This window comes from Ollibium composti (assembly GCF_004801285.1).
Taxonomy (GTDB): Bacteria; Pseudomonadota; Alphaproteobacteria; order Rhizobiales; family Rhizobiaceae; genus Mesorhizobium; species Mesorhizobium composti.
This window is the reverse complement of record NZ_SSNY01000013.1, coordinates 60203-80000: the sequence shown is the minus strand read 5'-3', so window position 1 is coordinate 80000 and position 19798 is coordinate 60203. Positions and strand designations below refer to the sequence as shown.

General features: G+C 66.6%; 18 protein-coding genes (1 of these 18 only partly in view). 5 read left to right on the top strand and 13 right to left on the bottom strand.

What is annotated here, in order from left to right:
- On the top strand, positions 1–1337 hold the 3' portion of the coding sequence (locus E6C48_RS19460; RefSeq protein ID WP_136359850.1) for a M23 family metallopeptidase. It extends 622 nt beyond the left edge of the window; the window shows 1337 of its 1959 coding nt (coding positions 623–1959); the start codon falls outside the window, past its left edge; it ends in the stop codon at positions 1335–1337.
- Positions 1338–1441: 104 nt separating this feature from the next.
- Here the strand turns inward: E6C48_RS19460 and E6C48_RS19455 are convergent, their stop codons facing one another.
- Both E6C48_RS19455 and clpB read right to left on the bottom strand, forming a co-directional pair.
- Positions 1442–2956 (bottom strand): L,D-transpeptidase family protein, encoded by a 1515-nt coding sequence (locus E6C48_RS19455; RefSeq protein WP_136359849.1) that lies wholly within the window; start codon positions 2954–2956, stop codon positions 1442–1444.
- 188 nt (positions 2957–3144) lie between these two features.
- Complete coding sequence (gene clpB / locus E6C48_RS19450) at positions 3145–5754, bottom strand: ATP-dependent chaperone ClpB (RefSeq protein WP_136359848.1); 2610 nt, start codon at positions 5752–5754, stop codon at positions 3145–3147.
- A 244-nt stretch (positions 5755–5998) separates the two neighbouring features.
- Between clpB and E6C48_RS19445 the strand changes: the two genes are divergently transcribed.
- Positions 5999–6604: a DUF998 domain-containing protein gene (locus tag E6C48_RS19445; protein ID WP_168734588.1), complete on the top strand. Its 606-nt coding sequence runs from the start codon at positions 5999–6001 to the stop codon at positions 6602–6604.
- A 9-nt stretch (positions 6605–6613) separates the two neighbouring features.
- Here the strand turns inward: E6C48_RS19445 and E6C48_RS19440 are convergent, their stop codons facing one another.
- Positions 6614–7480 carry a DUF4167 domain-containing protein gene (locus tag E6C48_RS19440; RefSeq protein ID WP_136359846.1) on the bottom strand — a complete coding sequence of 289 codons (867 nt, stop codon included), beginning with the start codon at positions 7478–7480 and terminating at the stop codon, positions 6614–6616.
- Between the two features lie 17 nt (positions 7481–7497).
- Here E6C48_RS19440 and E6C48_RS19435 point away from each other — a divergent pair, with 17 nt between their 5' ends.
- Positions 7498–7740 (top strand): hypothetical protein, encoded by a 243-nt coding sequence (locus E6C48_RS19435; protein WP_136359845.1) that lies wholly within the window; start codon positions 7498–7500, stop codon positions 7738–7740.
- 49 nt (positions 7741–7789) lie between these two features.
- Here the strand turns inward: E6C48_RS19435 and prmC are convergent, their stop codons facing one another.
- The 5 genes from prmC to E6C48_RS19410 form a co-directional block, all read right to left on the bottom strand.
- The gene (gene prmC, locus E6C48_RS19430) at positions 7790–8650 is read right to left on the bottom strand and encodes a peptide chain release factor N(5)-glutamine methyltransferase (RefSeq protein ID WP_136359844.1); all 861 of its coding nucleotides are present in this window, start codon (positions 8648–8650) and stop codon (positions 7790–7792) included.
- 74 nt (positions 8651–8724) lie between these two features.
- Complete coding sequence (gene prfA / locus E6C48_RS19425) at positions 8725–9801, bottom strand: peptide chain release factor 1 (protein ID WP_136359843.1); 1077 nt, start codon at positions 9799–9801, stop codon at positions 8725–8727.
- Positions 9802–9885: 84 nt separating this feature from the next.
- Entirely contained in the window at positions 9886–11127 is a 1242-nt protein-coding gene (locus tag E6C48_RS19420; RefSeq protein WP_136359842.1) for an MFS transporter, read from the bottom strand.
- A gap of 126 nt (positions 11128–11253) precedes the next feature.
- Positions 11254–13524, bottom strand: coding sequence for a phosphoenolpyruvate--protein phosphotransferase (gene ptsP / locus E6C48_RS19415; protein ID WP_136359841.1), 2271 nt, complete (start codon positions 13522–13524; stop codon positions 11254–11256).
- Positions 13525–13606: 82 nt separating this feature from the next.
- The gene (locus E6C48_RS19410) at positions 13607–14881 is read right to left on the bottom strand and encodes an aspartate kinase (RefSeq protein WP_136359840.1); all 1275 of its coding nucleotides are present in this window, start codon (positions 14879–14881) and stop codon (positions 13607–13609) included.
- Positions 14882–15108: 227 nt separating this feature from the next.
- Here E6C48_RS19410 and ubiG point away from each other — a divergent pair, with 227 nt between their 5' ends.
- On the top strand, positions 15109–15870 hold the full coding sequence (gene ubiG, locus E6C48_RS19405; RefSeq protein ID WP_136359839.1) for a bifunctional 2-polyprenyl-6-hydroxyphenol methylase/3-demethylubiquinol 3-O-methyltransferase UbiG: 762 nt from the start codon (positions 15109–15111) through the stop codon (positions 15868–15870).
- A 10-nt stretch (positions 15871–15880) separates the two neighbouring features.
- Here the strand turns inward: ubiG and E6C48_RS19400 are convergent, their stop codons facing one another.
- Positions 15881–16792: a DMT family transporter gene (locus E6C48_RS19400; RefSeq protein ID WP_136359838.1), complete on the bottom strand. Its 912-nt coding sequence runs from the start codon at positions 16790–16792 to the stop codon at positions 15881–15883.
- A gap of 94 nt (positions 16793–16886) precedes the next feature.
- On the opposite strand from E6C48_RS19400, the gene E6C48_RS19395 reads away from it, so the two are divergent.
- Entirely contained in the window at positions 16887–17375 is a 489-nt protein-coding gene (locus E6C48_RS19395) for a MarR family winged helix-turn-helix transcriptional regulator (protein WP_136359837.1), read from the top strand.
- 19 nt (positions 17376–17394) lie between these two features.
- Here the strand turns inward: E6C48_RS19395 and E6C48_RS19390 are convergent, their stop codons facing one another.
- The 4 genes from E6C48_RS19390 to E6C48_RS19375 are packed head-to-tail and all read right to left on the bottom strand — an operon-like array spanning position 17395 to position 19794.
- Positions 17395–17820: a DUF1178 family protein gene (locus E6C48_RS19390; RefSeq protein WP_136359836.1), complete on the bottom strand. Its 426-nt coding sequence runs from the start codon at positions 17818–17820 to the stop codon at positions 17395–17397.
- Positions 17817–18683 (bottom strand): carbon-nitrogen hydrolase family protein, encoded by an 867-nt coding sequence (locus tag E6C48_RS19385; protein WP_136359835.1) that lies wholly within the window; start codon positions 18681–18683, stop codon positions 17817–17819. The genes E6C48_RS19390 and E6C48_RS19385 overlap by 4 nt, the downstream gene beginning before the upstream one ends.
- 14 nt (positions 18684–18697) lie before the next feature.
- On the bottom strand, positions 18698–18967 hold the full coding sequence (gene grxC / locus E6C48_RS19380; protein WP_136359834.1) for a glutaredoxin 3: 270 nt from the start codon (positions 18965–18967) through the stop codon (positions 18698–18700).
- 23 nt (positions 18968–18990) lie between these two features.
- The gene (locus E6C48_RS19375) at positions 18991–19794 is read right to left on the bottom strand and encodes a ComF family protein (protein ID WP_136359833.1); all 804 of its coding nucleotides are present in this window, start codon (positions 19792–19794) and stop codon (positions 18991–18993) included.
- Between the last annotated feature and the right edge of the window lie 4 nt (positions 19795–19798).

The window sequence follows — 19798 nt, the reverse complement described above, 5'->3', positions numbered from 1 at the left end:
AGGCCGGCGCCGGGCTCGACGAGGGCGCGGTGCAGGTCGCCGCGCTCCATTATGTCGACCCGCAACGCTTCGGCGACCAGCTCAGCCAGTCCATGGCCGGCTCCTACGGCGTGAAGATCGTGCCGGAGAACGTCTCGGTGGCGCCGCGCGCCGAGGCCGAGAGCGACGACGCTCCCTCCTTCGCCGAAGAGATCATCCCCTTCACCAAGGACACCGACATCGCCGGCGCGCTCGCCGATTCGGGCTACACCGGCGACGATGCCGTCAACATGGCCGAAGCGATCGGCAAGCTGCTCAACACGACGGCGCTGAAGGCCGGTAGCGTGCTGCGCGTCGGCCTGGAGATTCACGGCGACGCGGCCAGGATCGTGCGCACCGGCGTCTACGACCGCACCCGCCACATCGTCACCATCGCGCTGGACGACCGCGGCCAGTACGTGCCGGCGCAGGAGCCGGACCCCAACCCCGAACTTTTGACCGCCTTCGACGATTCGCCGCCGCAGACCGTGCGCGGCAGCCTGCCCAACGTCTATGACGGCATCTACCGCGCCGCCTATTCCTACGGCATGTCGAAGAAGATGACCCAGCAGGTGGTCAGGCTTCTGGCGTCCGACGTCGACTTCCAGTCAAGGCTGAACCCGTCCGACCGGCTGGAAGTGCTGTTCTCCCAACCCGATGGCGACGACGGCGCATCCGACGATTCGGAGCTGCTTTATGTCTCGGCCTCGATCGGCGGCATGACGCGCAACCTCTACCGCTTCCAGATGCAGGACGGCACCTTCGACTATTTCGACGAGGAAGGCCGCAGCGCCGAGCAGTTCCTGCTGCGCAATCCGCTGCCGGCCGGCAAGTTCCGTTCCGGCTTCGGCGCTCGCCGCCATCCGATCCTGGGTTATGTGCGCATGCACACCGGCGTCGACTGGGCGGCCCCCGTCGGCACGCCGATCATCGCCGCCGGCAACGGCGTCATCGAAAAGGCGGGCTGGGCCGGCGGCTACGGCAAGCAGATCATGATCCGCCACGCCAACGGCTACGAAACCTCCTACAACCACCAGAGCGCCTTCGCCAAGGGCATCGCGCCCGGCGTGCGGGTGCGCCAGGGCCAGGTCATCGGCTATCTCGGCCAGACGGGCCTCGCCACCGGCCCCCACCTGCATTACGAGTTGATCGTCAACGGCACCAAGGTCGATCCGATGCGCGTGCGCCTGCCCACCGGCCGCGTGCTGAAAGGCGACGATCTCACCGCCTTCAAGCGCGAGCGCGAGCGCATCGACGAACTGCTGAAGCAGCAGGATTCGGATCAGCTGAAGGTGGCAAGCGCCAAGGTGGAGGGATAAGGCAGCTGGGCAGTAAGGGAATAAGGCAATAGGTACTTGCCCCGAACCTCTTTCCCCTACTGCCCTACTGCCCTACTGCCCTACTGCCCTATTCCCCTACTCCCTCAATCCACAAACTCCACCGTCACCCCCTGCTTGACCAGCTTCGCCAGTTCGTTGGCGTCCCAGTTGGTCAGGCGCACGCAACCATGGCTCTCGGTCTTGCCGATCTTCGAGGGTTCGGGCGTGCCATGGATGCCATAGGTCGGCTTGTCGAGCGCGATCCAGATCGAACCGACCGGCCCGTTCGGCCCCGGCGGAATGGTCAGCACCTTGTCGTTCTCGCCCTGCTTGAAGTTGATCTTGGGATTGTAGGTGTAGTTCGGGTTGAAGGCGACGCGCGACACCGCATGCGTGCCGGTGGGCGAAGGCGTGTCGGCCGAACCGATGGTGGCCGGATAGCTCGCCACCAGCTTGCCGGCCGCATCATAGGCGAAGACTTCCTTCTTGCCCTTGTCGGCGACGATATGCGCCACCGGCGTCGACACCAGCCGGCCGAAATTGGCGACCTTGATGACGGTGCCCGGCCGGTTGAAGTTCACGCCGGGATTGAGCGCCTTGAGATAGTTCTCGTCCATGTGGAAGCGCTCGGCCAGCGCCTCGGTAACGGAGGTGAAGCCCAGCCGTTCGAGTTTTGCCTTGGCACCGTAGTCTTCCGGCACGGACGCGACATAGGGGCCGGCGGCATCCTCGGCCGTGATGGTGTAGCTGGCGAAGGGGTCGCCGCCGGTCCGCGCCAGCTCCGCCTTGATGGCCGCCGAATCGGTCGACCGCAGCCGGCTGCCGGTGATCTGCGCATAGGAGGCGAGCGCCTTGTCGACGTTCGAGCCGAAGCGGCCGTCGATGACGCCCGGCGAGGCCCCCGCGCGGTCGAGCAGCACCTGCAACGCCGCCACGTCCTCGCGCGCGCCGAGCGAAAGCGACGGGTCAACCGTCGTTCCGGCTCCGATCTTCGGCTGCTCGGGCGCCGGCTCCGTCGCCTTCGCGGCCGGCTGTGCCGGCTGGACCGCTGCTTCCTCGAGCGGCTTGCGCTCGATCGGCCCACCCTCGACCGGCTTGCGCGCGACAGACGGTGGCGCGACCGGCGAGTCCTCGCCGTAGCGGTCGCTTTCGCCGGGCGCCGGCGGGTACCGGTCGTCCGGAACGCCGAAACCGTCGTCGCCGAAGCCGCCGTCATCGATGCCGAACCCGTCGTCGCGCAGGCGCTCCTCCCGCATCTGGCGGCGGCGCAGCCGGGCCATGTCTTCGGGATCGTCGAGATAATAGCGATCACTTCCGGGCGGCGGCTCGTCCAGGCGCTGCGCGCGCTCGCGCAGGCGCAGCTGACGGCGATCGAGCCGGCCCTGCGGCGGCTGTATGGCGATCACCTTGCCGGTGTAGGAATCGACGATGACCCGGTTGCCGCGTCCATCGTAGAAAACCTCGTAGTCGCCGTTCTGGGCGACCTGCAATCCGTCTGAATCGACCGGCGCGGCCACGCGCGGCGCCTCAATCGCTTCGCCACCCGGCAATGCGGCCAGGGCCTCCGATGCCGTCAGCCCGGCGAAAAGCGTCGAGAGAAGCAAAAGCGTACGGACCATCTGGCCAAAAATCTCCGGTCGTTCCCGTTGCCGTCCTGCCCGTACGGCGCGGCAAACCCCTTCGCACGTAACCTGACAACCCATCTATTGGTTCCAACATGAACCGGGCATGAAAATGGCGAAGCGCTGGCGACAAGCAAAAGCCCCCGCTCATCGCGGGGGCCTCGCCATTCCATGCGTTCCGGCGCTTACGCCGCCTTGTCTTCCTTCACCGCGCTCGGCTTGGACCGGAAGTTCAGCCGGTCGGAGCCTGCGGTGACCTTGACGGTGGAACCGTCGAGGATCTCGCCGCCGAGGATCTTTTCGGCCAGCGGGTCCTGCAACTCCTTCTGCATGACGCGCTTCAGCGGCCGCGCGCCATAGGCAGGGTCGTAACCCTTCTCGGCCAGCCACTCGACCGCATCGTGATCGAGGTCGAGCGCGATCTTGCGATCCTCGAGTAGCTTTTCCAACCGCTTCAGCTGGATCTCGACGATCTGGCCCATGTCCTGCCGGCGAAGCCGGTGGAACAGGATGATCTCGTCGACACGGTTCAGGAACTCCGGTCGGAAATGCGCGCGCACGACGTTCATCACATCGTCGCGCACCAGGTCGACGTCCTGGTCTTCGGTCAGGTTGACCAGATATTCCGAGCCGAGGTTCGAGGTCATGACGATGAGGGTGTTGCGGAAGTCGACCGTGCGGCCCTGCCCGTCGGTCAGGCGGCCGTCGTCCAGCACCTGCAACAGCACGTTGAACACATCCGGATGCGCCTTTTCGATCTCGTCGAACAGGATCACCTGATAGGGCCGCCGCCTGACCGCCTCGGTCAGCACGCCCCCCTCCTCATAGCCGACATAGCCGGGAGGCGCGCCGATAAGGCGGGCCACGGAGTGCTTCTCCATGAACTCGCTCATGTCGATGCGCACCATCGCCGTCTCGTCGTCGAACAGGAACGAGGCCAGCGCCTTGGTCAGCTCGGTCTTGCCGACGCCCGTGGGGCCGAGGAACATGAACGAGCCGATCGGCCGGTTCGGGTCCTGCAAGCCGGCGCGGGCACGTCGCACCGCCTTGGAGACGGCTTGCACCGCTTCGCCCTGGCCGACGACGCGCTTGGCGATCTCGTCTTCCATGCGAAGCAGCTTCTCGCGCTCGCCTTCCAGCATCTTGTCGACCGGAATGCCGGTCCAGCGAGAGACTATATGGGCGACGTGGTCGGGGGTGACCACCTCTTCCACCATGCCGCCACCCTGACCGTCGCGCGCCTCGGCTTCCTTGAGCTTCTTTTCCAGCTCCGGGATCTTGCCGTAGGCCAGTTCGCCGGCCTTCTGGAATTCGCCCTTGCGCTGGGCGATCGCCAGTTCGTTGCGGGCTTCGTCCAGTTCCTTCTTCAGATCCGCCGCTTCGCCGAGCTTGGCCTTTTCGGACTGCCACTTGGCCGTCAGCGCGTCGGATTCTTCCTCCAGCCCGGCAAGCTCGGTCTCCAGCCGGGCCAGACGATCCTTGGATGCCTCATCCTTCTCGACCTTCAGCGCCTCGCGCTCGATCTTAAGCTGCATGATGCGGCGGTCGATCTCGTCCAGCGCCTCGGGCTTGGAGTCGACCTGCATGCGCAGCCGCGAGGCGGCCTCGTCCACCAGGTCGATCGCCTTGTCCGGCAGGAAGCGGTCGGCGATGTAGCGGTTCGACAGCGTCGCAGCCGACACCAGCGCCGAGTCCGAGATGCGCACCTTGTGGTGCTGCTCGTACTTCTCCTTCAACCCGCGCAGGATGGAGATGGTGTCCTCCACCGACGGCTCGTCGACGAAAACCGGCTGGAAACGGCGGGCAAGCGCCGCGTCCTTCTCGATATACTTGCGGTACTCGTCCAGCGTGGTGGCGCCCACGCAGTGCAGCTCGCCCCGCGCCAAAGCGGGCTTGAGCAGGTTGGAGGCGTCCATCGCCCCATCCGCCTTGCCGGCGCCGACCAGCGTGTGCATCTCGTCGATGAACAGGATGATGCCGCCGGCGGCAGCCGTGACCTCGTTGAGCACGGCCTTCAGCCGCTCTTCGAACTCGCCGCGATACTTCGCGCCTGCGATCAGCGCGCCCATGTCGAGCGCCATCAACTGCTTGTCCTTGAGCGATTCGGGCACGTCGCCGTTGACGATGCGCAGCGCCAGCCCCTCGGCGATGGCCGTCTTGCCGACGCCCGGCTCGCCGATGAGGACCGGATTGTTCTTGGTGCGGCGCGAAAGAACCTGGATCGTGCGGCGAATCTCGTCGTCGCGGCCGATGACCGGATCGAGTTTTCCGCTGCGCGCATCGGCCGTCAGGTCGCGCGCGTACTTCTTCAGCGCATCATAGGCCTGCTCGGCGGATGCCGAATCGGCCGTGCGGCCCTTGCGGATGTCGTTGATGGCGGCGTTCAGCGCCTGCGGCGTGACGCCGGCCTTGGCGAGAATATCGGCGGTCTTGGCCGACTTCTCCATGGCGAGCGCCTGCAACAGCCGCTCGACCGTGACGAACGAATCGCCAGCCTTCTTGGCGAGGTCCTCGGCGGTCGAGAACACTTTCGCCAGGGGCTGCGCCATATAGAGCTGGCCGTTGCCGCCCTCGACCTTGGGCATCGCCTCGAGCGCGGCATCGACGCCGAGTTCGACGTCGCGTGGCCGCCCGCCGGCGCGTTCGATCAGCGAGGCGGCGAAACCATCGTCGTCGTCGATCAGCGCTTTCAGGATATGTTCGGGGGTGAACTGCTGGTTGTTGCGGTTGAGCGCATATTGCTGCGCGGACTGGATGAAACCACGCACGCGCTCGGAATATTTTTCAAGATTCATACCTGTCTCCTTCCGTCACCGGCCCGCTTTGCGGCACCGGATCGGCCTTGGTGACGGACCCGCTTGGCAAGCCGGGTCCTGTTCCTGAGCGAATATGGTGCGGCTTCCGGCATCCCTCAAGGGCGCGGCAGGGGCCTGAAAGGCGAAGGCCGGGAAAAATTCCACGGACGCGAACCGCGCTTCCCACCGCGGCCCGTCCATGCCATGTCCGCAAACGAAAAACCTCTTGAGGGAGAGTTGGCCGATGCCCTTCTACCAGACCGCCGCCGGCGTCGCGGCAGCATGCTACATGCTGGCTCTCGCGCTGCTGATCGCGCTTCATGGCGTCGAGCGGCAGCGCAACCCGGTCAGCACTGCTGTCAGCGACTACGGCACCGGCAAGGCGGCGAAGCTGTTCAAGGTCTATGGAGCGGCCGGCATCATTGGTGCTGCGGCGCTCTGCCGGGCGATGCTGGATTATCCCGGCGCGGAATTTCCCCGCGCCGCCGTCTGGTGCCTGGGCGCGCTGGCCGTGCTCAGGCTCGGCATCTTCGCCTTCAAGACCGATGAAGGCGCCTTCGGCCGCACGCGCGAAGGCATCATCCATCTCGTCTTCGCGGTGGTGACCTTCACGCTGGCCTACGAGGTCGTCAGCTTCGGCGGCCCGACGGCGCTTGCGATCACGACGGGGCCGCTCAACGCGGCCTTCGCCCTGCTCGGCTGGATCGTGCCGGTCTCGCTGGGCCTGGTGGTCGTGACGATGGTGCTGCCCAGGTTGCGCGCTTTCTTCGGCCTGGCCGAGCGCGCCTTCCTGGTGTCGACTCTGCTGTGGTTCCTGCTTCTGGCGGCCCGGCTGTTCGCCGGCGCCTGAACAGGTCTATCAGCCTTCGACAGATGCCGGGGCGTCGCCGGCCTCGGTGGCGGCCGGCTGATCGGCAGCGCTTTCGGCGGTACGGCTGCGGCGCGGACGCCTCGTCTTGCGCGGCGCGGCTTCCTCGCCGCCGGCGCTTTCGGCCTGCTCGACCTGCGCAACTAAGCCGGCCGGACCGAGATCGGCAACGGCTGCCGCAGGGTTGGGGGCAGCGGCGACAGGAGCCGTTTCAGCAGGCGTATCCGCCTGCACCGATTCCGCCCTGGCTTCGGCCGGCTCAGCGGCCGCCTCGCGGCGCTCGCCCTGCTCGTTGCGCGGGCCACGGTCGGGGCGCTGGCCGTTCTGGTAGCCGTTGCGGCGATCGCGATGGTGGCGGTTGCCGCCATTCTCGCGGCCTCCGTTCTCACGACCATTGCCTTCGCCGTTGAGCGCGACTTCGGCCGGCATGCCCTCGATCACCGGCTGCGGGCCGGCGCCATGGTTGACCGCCGCGACCGGCGCCTCGGCGGCATTGCCGGCGCCCTCGAAGTCCTCGCGCTCGTCGTCCATATCGTCGTCGAACTCGTCGCGGTTCTGCTGCTGGTGCTGGATCGGCATCTGTGCCTGCGCGGCGGCGATGATGCGGTTGTAGTGTTCGGCATGCTGGAGATAGTTCTCGGCCATCACGCGGTCGCCGGAGCTTTGCGCATCGCGGGCCAGCGTGGCGTATTTCTCGGCGATCTGCTGGGCGGAGCCGCGGATCTTCACGTCCGGCCCGTTGCTCTCATAATTGCGGTTGAGCGGGTTCGGGCCCCGGCGGTTGTTATTGTTGTTGTTATTATTGTTGTTGCCGCCGTTACGGCCGCGCATGCGCCTGTTCTGCTGTTGTGGCCTCATCAGGACTCTCTTCCAGATTGAACTTGAAAAAACTCTCCGCGTACGGCGGCGCTCATGCGGCCTGCCGTCTCGCTGTTTCACCGGTGCTCGCCCGCATCGATTGCGTTGGCGCCACGATATTCCTGTTCCGGTTACATCACTTGCCGGACGATTCCCGCACGAAGCTTGGGCGTCGTTTGCGCAAGAAGGCAGCTATTTCCAAGGAAACCGAATCGCTTAAGAGCACTGCCTGCTTCGTTCATCCGGTTGGCCGGACCTAAACGCATTTTACCGGGCTTGCCAAGCGTTTTTTTCGCCGCACCCGGCTTTTCATACCGGTGAAAACACCAGGACACGGTCGTTGCCTGCCAGATCGCGCATCGCCTCCAGGACAATAAAGCCTGTCCGCTCGAACAACGCCGTCACATCTTCCTTCTGTGTGCTGCCGATCTCGACGGCAACGATGCCGTCCTTCTCCAAATGCGCCGCCGCGTTGGCAGCGATGATACGATAGGCATCCAGACCGTCAGCGCCGCCGTCCAAGGCGCGGCGTGGGTCGAAATCGCGCACCTCCTTTTGCAGGGCCGCGATCTCCTTGCCCGCTATATAGGGCGGATTGGAGACGATTGCATCGTATCGGCCCGAAATTTTCTCGAACCAGTCGGATTTCAGTGCGCGAAAGCGCCCGCCGAGCCCGAGGTCGGCACCATTGCGCTCCGCCGTCGCCAGCGCGTCGGCCGAAATGTCGACGCCGGTCGCCTCTGCCTGCGGCGCTGCCGAAAGCAGCGCCAGCGCGATCGCCCCGGTACCGGTGCCGAGATCGAGGATGCGGCAGCTGCCTTTGCCTTGCGCCGCGCGCCTGACCAAGGGCAGAACGGCCTCGACCAGCGTTTCGGTGTCGGGGCGCGGCTCCAGCGTCTCCGTCGAGAGAGACAGCCGAAGCCCGTAGAATTCGCGGAAACCGAGGATGCGATGCACCGGCTCGCCGGCGATCCTGCGAGCGAGCGCGGCCTCGACGGCTGCAACGGTGGCAGGATCGATCATCCAGTCAGGTTGCGAGATGGCCTGCGTGCGCGTCGTGCCGGAAAAATGCTCGACCAGCAGGCGGGCATCGAGCGCGGCATCCACGATACCCGCCTCGGCCAGCTGGCCGCGCGCCTTTCGCAGAAGTTCCGCCAGCGTCGAGGCCATAGCCCCTCCCCTGAGCGGGGGAAGACGGCTCGAATGATCGGAGGGGGGGCTTTGCACCATCGGTCGCGGTGCCCCTAGTCTTCCTTCATGTCGACCAGCAGCTTCGACTGGTGGTCGGCGATGAGCGCGTCGACCACTTCGTCCAGTTCGCCCTCCATCACCCGGTCGAGCTTGTAGAGGGTGAGGTTGATACGATGGTCGGTCAGCCGCCCCTGCGGAAAATTGTAGGTGCGGATGCGTTCCGAGCGGTCGCCCGAGCCGACTTGCGATTTTCGCGATTCCGAGCGCTCCTCGGCGGCGCGGCTGCGCTCCATGTCGTAGAGCTTGGCGCGCAGGATCTGCATGGCGCGCGCCCGGTTCTGGTGCTGCGACTTCTCCGCCTGCACCACCATGATACCGGTCGGCAGGTGGGTGATGCGAACGGCCGAATCGGTGGTGTTGACGTGCTGGCCGCCGGCGCCGGAGGCGCGCATCGTGTCGATGCGGATATCCTCGGGGCGGATGTCGATATCCACCTCCTCGGCTTCCGGCAGCACCGCCACCGTCGCCGCCGAGGTGTGGATGCGCCCTTGCGCTTCCGTCGCCGGCACGCGCTGCACCCGGTGAACGCCGGATTCGAACTTCAGATGCGCGAACACGCCCTTGCCCGAGACGGAAGCGACGATTTCCTTGAACCCGCCGGCATCGCCGTCGCTGGCCGACACCGTCTCGAAGCGCCAGCCCTTTTCGGCGGCATAGCGCTCGTACATGCGGAAAAGATCGCCGGCGAACAGGGCAGCCTCGTCGCCGCCCGTGCCGGCGCGGATTTCCAGGATGGCGTTCTTCTCGTCGGCCGCGTCCTTCGGCAGCAGCAGGATCTGGATATCCTGTTGCAGTGCCTCGATTTTCTCTTCGACGCCCGGCAGGTCGGCCTCGGCCAGCGCCCGCATCTCGGCGTCGGTCGCCTTGTCGTCGAGCATGGCTTGCAGATCGGCCGCTTCCTGTTCCGCCGCCCGCAGCGCCCGGATCTTGGCGACCATTTCCTGCATGTCGGCATATTCCGACGCCATCTTGACGTAAGCGTCCGGCGCCGGCCCGGCGGCCATCTGCGCTTCCAGCATGTCGAAACGCTTGACGACCTGGTCCATGCGATCGCGGGGAAGGGAGATCATGGGTGTACGTGAAGGTTGGAGTTCATGGCCGGCAAATAGCCGAGATTGCCGCAAACCTCAACGAGCGCCGGTTGGCCCGCTCGATCAGTTGCCCTGGAGCGCGGGCATGCGGGCGACGGCTTCGCGCAGTCCTATCTTCTTCGCCGCCATGGCTAGCACGACCGAGGCCAGCACGCACCAGGCCGCCATCCACAGCATCTGGGTGGGCAGCGGAATTCCCTGGTCGATGAGGGCGCCCGTGATGCCGGGGCCGAGCGCCGACGACAGCACCATGGCCGAAACCGTGATGGCGCGGATGCCGCCCAGGTTGGCAAGCCCGTAGACCTCCGGCCACAGGGCGCCGAACAGCGTCGAGGTCAGGCCGTTGGAGATGCCGAGCAGGAACATGAAGACATAGACGCCCCAGACCGGCGTCACCAGCCCGGCCACCGCCGCCGAGGCAGCGAGAGGCAGCAGCGAATAAGGCAGCAGGTTGAGCGATCCGAACCGGTCGATCAGCGCACCGCTGACGAAACTGAAGCCGACGGTGACCAGCGACATCACGGTGAAGGCAGCCGCAAAGGCAAGCGGGTCGTAGTGCCTGGTCTCGATCAGATAGCCCTGATGGAAAAAGATGACGGTGGCGATGAAGGACGGCGCGAGAACTCCGGCGAGCAGCAAATAGAGCATCGGGTCGCGGATGACCTCGCCGCGCGTCCAGTCGCGGGCGGTCCGCGCCGTGAGCGATTTCGCTTCCGTGGATTGTGGCACGCGCTCGACCCGCATCAGCCCCACGATCGCCGGCAGGCCGACCAGCATGAGCACGGCGGCCGAGGCGAACCAGACCGCGCGCCAGTCGCCGCTCCAGCCATGGACAAGAACGACGATCATCGGAAGCAGTGCCGTGCCGGTCTGCGAGCCCTGAACGATGACGGCCATGGCCCGGCCCCGGTTGGCCACGAACCACCGGCCCGTTTCGGTGAACGCCGTTTCCGTCATCATGCCCTGCCCGAACAGCCTGAGCAGATAGAGCGACAGCGTCAGCACGGCGACGTTCGGGGCAACGGCGAGCAGCACGCAGGCGAAGGCGAGCGCGGGAATAGTGAAGCGCGCCACCTTCCAGCCCGGCATGACATCGAGCGTGCGGCCGAGCCAGGGCAGGGTCATGGCGGATGCCAGCGTCGCCAGCATGTAGATGCCACCGAACGCGCCGCCCGACAGATCGAACGCCGCGCGCAGGTCGTTGCCGGACATGCCGATGAAGAAGGTCTGGCCGAACGACGAGAACAACATCAAAAGGAAACCGCCGGAGAGCCAGCGGCCGTTGTCGCGCATGAAATTCAGCATCGGGACAGCTTTACGAACGCAGCCTGAAGGGAGAGCCGCGACGAAGCGCGAGCAAGAACAGCCTTTGCGCAATAGCCGTCCGGCGCACCTTTGCCAACGGAAATGCGACGGCCGGCCGACGCACGCCTATAGCGGTATGCCACGATCGTCCGCGAAGGCCTGCAGCAGCGCCCGCATCGGCACGCCGGTGGCCGGCTGGTCGAGATTGTCGTCGAACAGGGCCGTGAGTTCGGCCAGCGGCAGTTCGGTCAGCATCGCCTTGACCGGGCCGATCGAGGCCGGCGACATGGAGATGGAGCGGAAGCCCAGCCCCAGAAGCGCCATGGCCGAGATCGGCTTGCCGGCCAGTTCCCCGCACAGCGTCACCGGCGTGTTGTTGCGCGCTCCCGCCGCCGCGACCGTCCTCAGCACGCGCAGGAATGGCACCGACAGCGGATCGAACCGGTCGGCCAGGCGCGTGTTGCCGCGGTCCACCGCCATTACGAACTGGAACAGGTCGTTGGAGCCGACCGAGACGAAATCCACCGCCTTCATCAGTTCGTCGAGCTGGAACAGCAGAGACGGCACTTCCAGCATGGCGCCGACCTTGAGGCTGGTCGGCAGGTGATGGGCGAAGCGCGACAGGTGGCGCACCTCCTTGTCGATGATCTCGCGCGCCTGGGCGATCTCGGACAGTTCCGTCACCATCGGCAGCATCAGCTTGAGCTCGCGCCCGCCGCAGGCCTTGAGCAGCGCCCTCACCTGCGTTCGCAGGAGACCGGACCGATCCAGCGTGAGGCGGATGGCACGCCAGCCGAGCGCCGGGTTCTCCTCCTGCACCGCGTCCTTGAAATAGGGCAGCACCTTGTCGCCGCCGATGTCGATGGTACGGAAGGTGACGGGCTTGCCGCGCGCCGCCTCGACGACGTCGCGATAGAGCTTCTCCTGCGCCTCGGCGCGCGGGAAGGCCGACGCCACCATGAATTGCAGCTCGGTGCGGAAGAGGCCGATGCCGGCCGCGCCCGAATCGGCCAGGTGCGGCAGGTCCACCGAAAGGCCCGCATTGAGCAGCAGGTCGACCGGCACGCCGTCTTTGGTGACCGACGGCTTGTCGCGCAGTTCCTGGTAAAGCTTTTGGCGCCGCGCGCGGAAACGCACCTTCTCGGCATAGGCGGCCTCGAGGTCCGCCGGCGGCCTGAGGTGGATCGAGCCCTCCTCGCCGTCGACGATGATGGGGTCGCCGTTCTCCGCCATGGAGACCGCGCCCTTCATCTGGCCGGCGACGGGAATACCCATGGCGCGCGCCACGATGACGACGTGGCTGGTGGCCGCGCCGTCCTCCAGCACCAGGCCGCGCAACTTGTCGCGCGGATAGTCGAGCAGTTCGGCCGCTCCCATCGAGCGCGCGACGATGATGGCGTCCTTCGGCAGCGCCGCCGCCACGTCCTCCGGCCCGCGCCCCATGAGCTGGCGCAGTAGCCGGTTGGCGAGATCGTCGAAGTCGCTCATGCGCTCGCGCAGATATGGGTCGGTCATGTGGATCATGCGCGCGCGCATGTCCGACTGCACCTTTTCCACCGCCGCTTCCGCCGTCAGGCCGTTGCGGATCGCCTCGTGCAGGCGGCGCACCCAGCCGCGGTCGTTGGCGAACATGCGGTAGGCTTCCAGCACCTCGCGGTGCTCGCCCTCGAAGGCGACCTCGCGGCGCGACAGCATGTCGTCGATCGAGAGCCTGAGCGAACCGAGCGAGGTTTCCAGCCGGCGGATCTCCTCGTCGCTGTCCTCGTTGAACAGGCTGGTGACGACGATGCGCGGCTCGTGCAGGACGACATGGCCGAGGCCGACGCCGTCATTGAACGACAGGCCGGTGAAGGAAACCGGGCGCGACAGGTCGAGCTCCACGCCGGTGCGGTTGAGTCGGGCGAGATCGCCGGTGGCGATCATCTCGGCGATCACCATGGCGGTCGTTTCCAGCGCCTCGACCTCGTCGTCGCGGTAGTTGCGCATGGTCTTGTTCTGGACGACCAGAACGCCCAGCGTGCGCCCGGCCCTGAGGACCGGCACGCCGAGGAAGGAGTGGTAGATCTCCTCGCCCGTCTCAGGCAGGTAGGCGAAAGCGGGATGCTCCTGCGCGTTGGACAGGTTGAGCGGCCGGGCGCTGGCGGCGATGGTGCCGACAAGGCCCTGCCCCAGCCGCAACTGCGCCTGGTGGACGGCGTTCTTGTTCAGGCCTTCGGTGGCGTAGAGCTCCAGCACGGAATCGGAGCGCAGCACATAGAGCGAGCACACCTCGGCCACCATGTTGGAGGCGATGTCGCGCACGATCCGGTCGAGCCGCTCCTGCGGCTCCATCGGCTCCTGCATGAGCTCGCGGAGTCGTCTCAGCAGTACGCGCGGGCCGCTGGCCGTATCACGCATCGCGAACGTCTTCTCCAATGCACCGAGGCGCCGGCGCGACCCTTTCGCCGCCCCGACGCTGCCGTCAAATCATATCCACGTCCTAATGCTTATCGAGGCCGTAGACAGAATGCAAAGTCCGAACCGCCAGTTCCGTGTAGGGACCGTCGATCAGGATCGAAATCTTGATCTCGGACGTGGTGATGGCGCGGATGTTGATGGATTTCTCGGCCAGCGCCTTGAAGGCGGTGGCGGCGACGCCGGCATGGCTCCTCATGCCGATGCCGATGACGGAGACCTTGGACATGCCGTCGTCGTGCTGGACGGCGTCGAAGCCGACCGTTTCGCGCACCTTGTCGAGCACGGCCAGCGCCTTGGCGACGTCGCCGTTCGGCACGGTGAAGGTCATGTCGGTCGACTTGCCGTCCTCGGAGATGTTCTGGACGATCATGTCGACGTTGATATTTGCCTCGGCGAGCGGCCCGAAGATGCCGCCGGCGACGCCCGGACGGTCGGCGACGCGGCGCAGCGAGATCTGCGCCTCTTCCTTGGCATAGGCAATTCCGGTGACGACCTGCTGTTCCACGATTTCATCCTCTTCGCATATCAGCGTACCGGGCGGGTTCAGGAAATCGCCCATGCCGGGCGCATCCGGGTCGGTGAAGGACGACCGCACGAAGGTGCGCACCTTGTGCACCATGGCCAGTTCCACCGAGCGCACCTGCAACACCTTGGAGCCCAGCGACGCCATTTCAAGCATTTCCTCGAAGGAGATGCGCTCGAGGCGGCGAGCCTTCGGCTCGAGGCGCGGATCGGTGGTGTAGACGCCGTCCACGTCGGTGTAGATGTCGCAGCGGTCCGCCTTCACGGCGGCGGCGATGGCGACGGCGCTGGTGTCGGAGCCGCCGCGGCCGAGCGTCGAGATGCGGTTGTCGGGGGCGATGCCCTGGAAACCGGCCACGACGGCCACCTGCCCCTCGCCGAAGCGCTTGATCAGGAAGGAACCGTCGATGTCGATGATACGCGCCGCGCCGTGCGCCCCGTCCGTCTTGATCGGGATCTGCCAGCCCTGCCAGGAGCGCGCGTTGACGCCCATCGACTGCAAGGCGATGGCGAGCAGGCCGGACGTCACCTGCTCGCCGGAGGCGACGATGGCGTCGTATTCGCGCGCGTCGAAGAACGGGCTGTTGGCGCCGGTGGCCTTGGGCATGCCCTGCACCCAGCCGACCAACTCGTTGGTCTTGCCCGACATGGCCGACACCACGACGGCGACCTCGTGGCCGGCATCGACCTCGCGTTTGACGTGCCGCGCCACATTGTGGATGCGGTCGAGGTCGGCGACGGAGGTCCCGCCGAACTTCATCACGATGCGCGCCATGGAAGCGGCCTGCCTCTGGATGCTGCCGGAAACCGGAAATGACTGGAACCGCCCCGGCGGGCCGGGGTGCGGAATGCGCGGCCTCCTTAGCCAAACCGTGCCGGTTTCGCAAGGCATGCGCTTGCCTTCGGCCATCCTGCCGCACCGGGCGGGCGCGGCGGCGCGCCGGCAGCGCCTTGACATTCACCGCCATGGGACCGACTTGGTAGCGTCGCAGGAGACCGCCCATGCCAGATTCCAGAGCCGCGCAGACCGGACGATCGACCATCGACACCGCCGAGGTCGAGCGCTTTGGAGCGCTCGCCGCCGAATGGTGGAACCCCAACGGCAAGTTCCGGCCGCTGCACAAGTTCAACCCGGTAAGGCTCGCCTATATCCGCGATCAGGTGGCGGCCCGCTTCGGTCGCGACCCGCGCGCCGCGCGGCCCTTCGAGGGCCTGCGCTTCCTCGACATCGGCTGCGGCGGCGGCCTCCTGTGCGAACCGATGGCGAGGCTCGGCGCCGAGGTTGTGGGAGCGGACGCCGCCGCCACCAACGTCGAGGTGGCCAGGCTGCACGCGGCCGAATCGGGCGTGGAGGTGGATTACCGCGCCACCACCGCCGAGGCGCTGGCCAACGCCGGAGAAAAATTCGACGTGGTACTGAACATGGAAGTGGTCGAGCACGTCGCCGACATCGACCTTTTTGTCTCCAAATGCGCGGAGATGGTCAAGCCCGGCGGCATCATGTTCGTCGCCACCATCAACCGGACGCTGAAGGCGCTGGGGCTGGCCATCATCGGCGCCGAATACGTGCTGCGCTGGCTGCCGCGCGGCACCCACCAGTTCGGCAAGCTGGTGCGGCCAGAGGAACTTGAGACGGCGCTGACCGGCGCCGGTCTCACCGTGATCGACCGCACCGGCGTCGTCTACAGCCCCTTCGCCGACCGCTGGCACCAGTCGCGCGACATGGACGTCAACTACATGATGCTGGCCGAGAAGGCGGCCTGAGACTTGCGCTTCAGGCAGGCTCGCGCTCACCAATCTCGCCCCGCTCCTGCGCCTTGGTGGTGATGAAGACGCCGGCGACGATGATGGCGGCGCCTGCCCAGGTCAGCAGCCGGTAGTGTTCGCCGAGGAACAGCGTTCCCGAAAACAACCCAATCGCCGCCGCGACATAGCCGATCTGGCTGAGATAGACGGGGCCGCCCACCGCCTGCAGGCGGAAGAAGAAGGCGAACATGGTCGAGGCCGACAGCATCTGCGCGGCGACTACCCAGGGCACCTGCGCAAGCGGCGCGAAGGCACCGGCGCCTTGCGTCACGAGGATGGCGACCAAAAGCATCGCCGCCGCCGCGAGATGGCTGCCGATGGCGAGTTCGATCGGCCCGGCGCCGTCGGGCCAGGCAACCGTGCGGTAGATGTTGCCGATGGCGAGGCTGGCCGGGATCAGCAGCGCCACAAGGACCCAGAAGATGTCGGCCGGCTGGCCCGCTTCGCCGCGCGTCAGCGCCACCATGGCCGCGCCGACAAAGCCGACGAGGATGCCCGCCATGCCGAGGAGGTTCGGCCGCCTGACGCCGAGCAGGATCGAAAAGACCAGCGTGATGATCGGCGACAGCGTGAACATGATGCCCGTGTAGCCGGCGCCGAGATGCGGAATTGCCGAAAACATCAGGAAATTGGGGAAGGCGTAGGACACCGCCGCCGTGACGAGGAAATAGCGCAGCCGCCGCGCCGTCAGCCGCATCCCGCGGCCGCTGGCGAGCAACGCCGCCAGCAGAAGGCCGCCGGCGCCCAGCGAGACGACGAAGGCCCACACCATGCCCGGCGCGCCGGCATCCGTGCCCATCTTGCCGAACGGCAGCGTCAGCCCAAGCAGGGCGCCGGTGACGACGAGCAGCGCGAAGGCTGAATTCCAGAGTGACGCCATGGTGCGGTTCCGTCAGAAAGCGGGCTTGCCCGCATCGGGATTCGGATTATAATTAGCGTAAAGATTCTTAACGTCAAGATACTTTCGGAAAGATATGGACCGCGCAGGCAAAGCGATCGCTCAATGGCGCAAGGAGCGGCCCGACCTCGACGTATCGCCGATGGCGGTGCTGGGCAGGCTGAGCGAGGCGGCGACGCTCGTCGCGCGCGACCGGCTGGCGCCGCTTTTCGCCCGCTACGGCTTGCAGCATGGCGAATTCGACGTGCTGGCGACGTTGCGCCGTTCGGGTGCGCCGTTCTCGCTGACGCCGACGGCGCTCTACGAGACGACGATGGTGACTTCGGGCGCCATGACCAACCGCCTCGACCGGTTGGAAAAGGCCGGACTGATCCGCCGCGTGCCGCATCCGAGCGACCGGCGCGGCCTCATGGTTCAGCTCACGGAAGAGGGCCGCGAGTTGATCGACCGCGCCGTCGAGGCGCATATCGAGAACGAGCACCGGATCCTGTCCAGCCTGAATACGGAAGAACGCGAAAGGCTTGCCGCCCTGCTGGAGAAGCTGATCGCCGGCCTGTCGGATTGAACGGCTTCGACAGGCCTCTTCAGTTGCGGTCGTCGGGAAACACCGGGATCGGCATGAAGTCGACACCGTCCTCGGCAAGCGAACGGGCCTCCTCGGCGGTCGCCTCGCCATAGATGCCGCGCGGATCGGTCTCGCCGAAATGGATCTTGCGCGCTTCCTCGGCGAACTTGTCGCCGACATAGTCGGCGTTCTCGCGCATCTTTTCCGACAGCGCCTTGAGCTGCGCCATCGCTTCCTTTTGCGCCTGGCCCATGGCCAGCGCCATCTTCTCCCGGTTACGGCCGGTCGAGACGGCCGGCGCCATCAGCGCCTTGCCGACCTTCTTGGAGCCGCAGGAAGGGCATTCGACGAAGCCGCGCCTGTTCTGGGTATCGAAATCGTCGTTGGAGCGGAACCAGGCCTCGAATTCGTGGTCGTGCTCGCAGATCAGGGAAAACCGGATCACGACGCGGCGCCCCTCAGCGCCGGTGCCGGGCCGGTGACGGTTTCCAGCGTGAACTCGCGCGCGTTCTTCAGGTTGGGGATCTTGGCGCGCGCGGCGGCCGACTGGGCGGCGTCGATCTCCGCCACGATCACGCCGGGCTCGGCATGGTCGGCCTCGGCCAGCACGCGGCCCCATGGATCGACGATCAGCGAATGGCCATAGGTCTCGCGACCGTCCTCGTGCACGCCGCCCTGCGCGGCGGCGACGACGAAGGCGCCGTTCTCGATGGCGCGCGCTCTCAACAGCACATGCCAATGCGCCTCGCCGGTCTGGCGCGTGAAGGCGGCCGGCACCGACAGCAGATCGGCACCCGCCAGCGCCTCGGTACGGAAAAGCTGCGGAAAACGCAGGTCGTAGCAGATGGCGAAGCCCAGCCGGGCCTCGCCGAGATCGGTGACGACAGCCTCCGTGCCCGGCTCGTAGGCCGAGGATTCGCGCCAGCTCTCGCCCTTGTCGAGATCGACGTCGAACATGTGGATCTTGTCGTAAGAAGCGCGCAGCGAGCCGTCCGGCGCGTAAAGCAGCGCCCGGTTAGCTAGCTTGCCGTCGGCACGCCGGATGGCGGTCGAGCCGACATGCAGGAAGACGCCGAGTTCCGCCGCCAGCCGGCCGGCCGCGGCAGCGACGCAGTCCTTGTCCTGCGTGGTAAAGGCAGCCTTGCGCGCCTCGGCGTCACGCACCATGGCGCCGGTCATCTCCGGCGTCTGGATATAGCGGGCGCCCTGTCCCGCCGCCTCGCGCACCATGCGCTCCATATCGGCGACATTGCGTTCGGGATCGGTGCCCGAGCGCATCTGGATTGCGGCAACCTTGAATGCGGCCATGATGGTCTCCGATCTCAGTTGGCCGGCTGGTCGGCAAGCAGGGCGTCGAGCCGGCCTTCGCGCTCGAGGTCGTGCAGATCGTCGCAACCGCCGACATGCACGTCGCCGATGAATATCTGCGGGAAGGTCGAGCGGCCGTGGGCGCGGGCAATCATCTCCTGGCGCAGTTCGGGCGAAAACGACGCGTCGTGCTCGGTATAGGTTACGCCCTTGCGCTCCAGCAGCCTTTTTGCGGCGGCGCAATAGCCGCACATCATGCGCGTATAGATCGTCACGTCGGCCATCGGGCAGCCATCCTGTTTCAAGGCTATATAGTCGCGGACTCGTCCGCCCGGAAGTCCCCCTGTCCGATCTCCCCTTGCCGGAAGTCCCCCGGCAGCACGCGGGCGAAGGTCAGCACGTCCACCGCGCCGGCGCCGCCCCTTTTCAGTGCCTTGGTGACGGCGCGGACGGTCGCGCCGGTGGTGTAGACATCGTCGACCAAGAGCACGCGGCGGCCGGCGATGGTGATCTCGGCCTCGTCCGGCACGCGAAAGGCGGCGCGCACGTTCTCCTCGCGCTGGGCGCGTTCCAACCCGACCTGCTGGCGCGTCAGCTTGATGCGCCTGACCGCTTCCGGCGCGAACGGCAGGCCAGTGAGGTGCGCCAATGCCCGGCCGAGCTCGGCCGACTGGTTGAACTGGCGCCGGAAGAAGCGGCGCCAGTGCAGCGGCACCGGCACGACCACCTCGGCCTCGGCGACCAATTCGGCGCCCGCCCTCAGCATCCAGCGCGCCATCCATGGCGCCAGATCGGTGCGGTCCTGGTATTTCAGCCCCCGAACCATCTGGCGGGCGACGCCCGAATAGGCGACGGCCGCCCGCGCGCGCTCGAACGGCGGCGGATCGGCGATGGCCTCGGCCGACAGGAAGCCCTCGCCCATATCGTGCGCGAACGGCGTGCCCATCACCTCGCACCACGGCCTCTCCAGGAGCCTGAGCTGCGGCCAGCATTGGCCGCACAGCGCACCGGGCTGCGAGACGCGGCGGCGGCAACCGGCACAGACGGGCGGGAACAGCACACGACCCGGCCAGGCCAGCGCCCTCCCCGTCAATGCCCTGATCTCCCCCATGCCG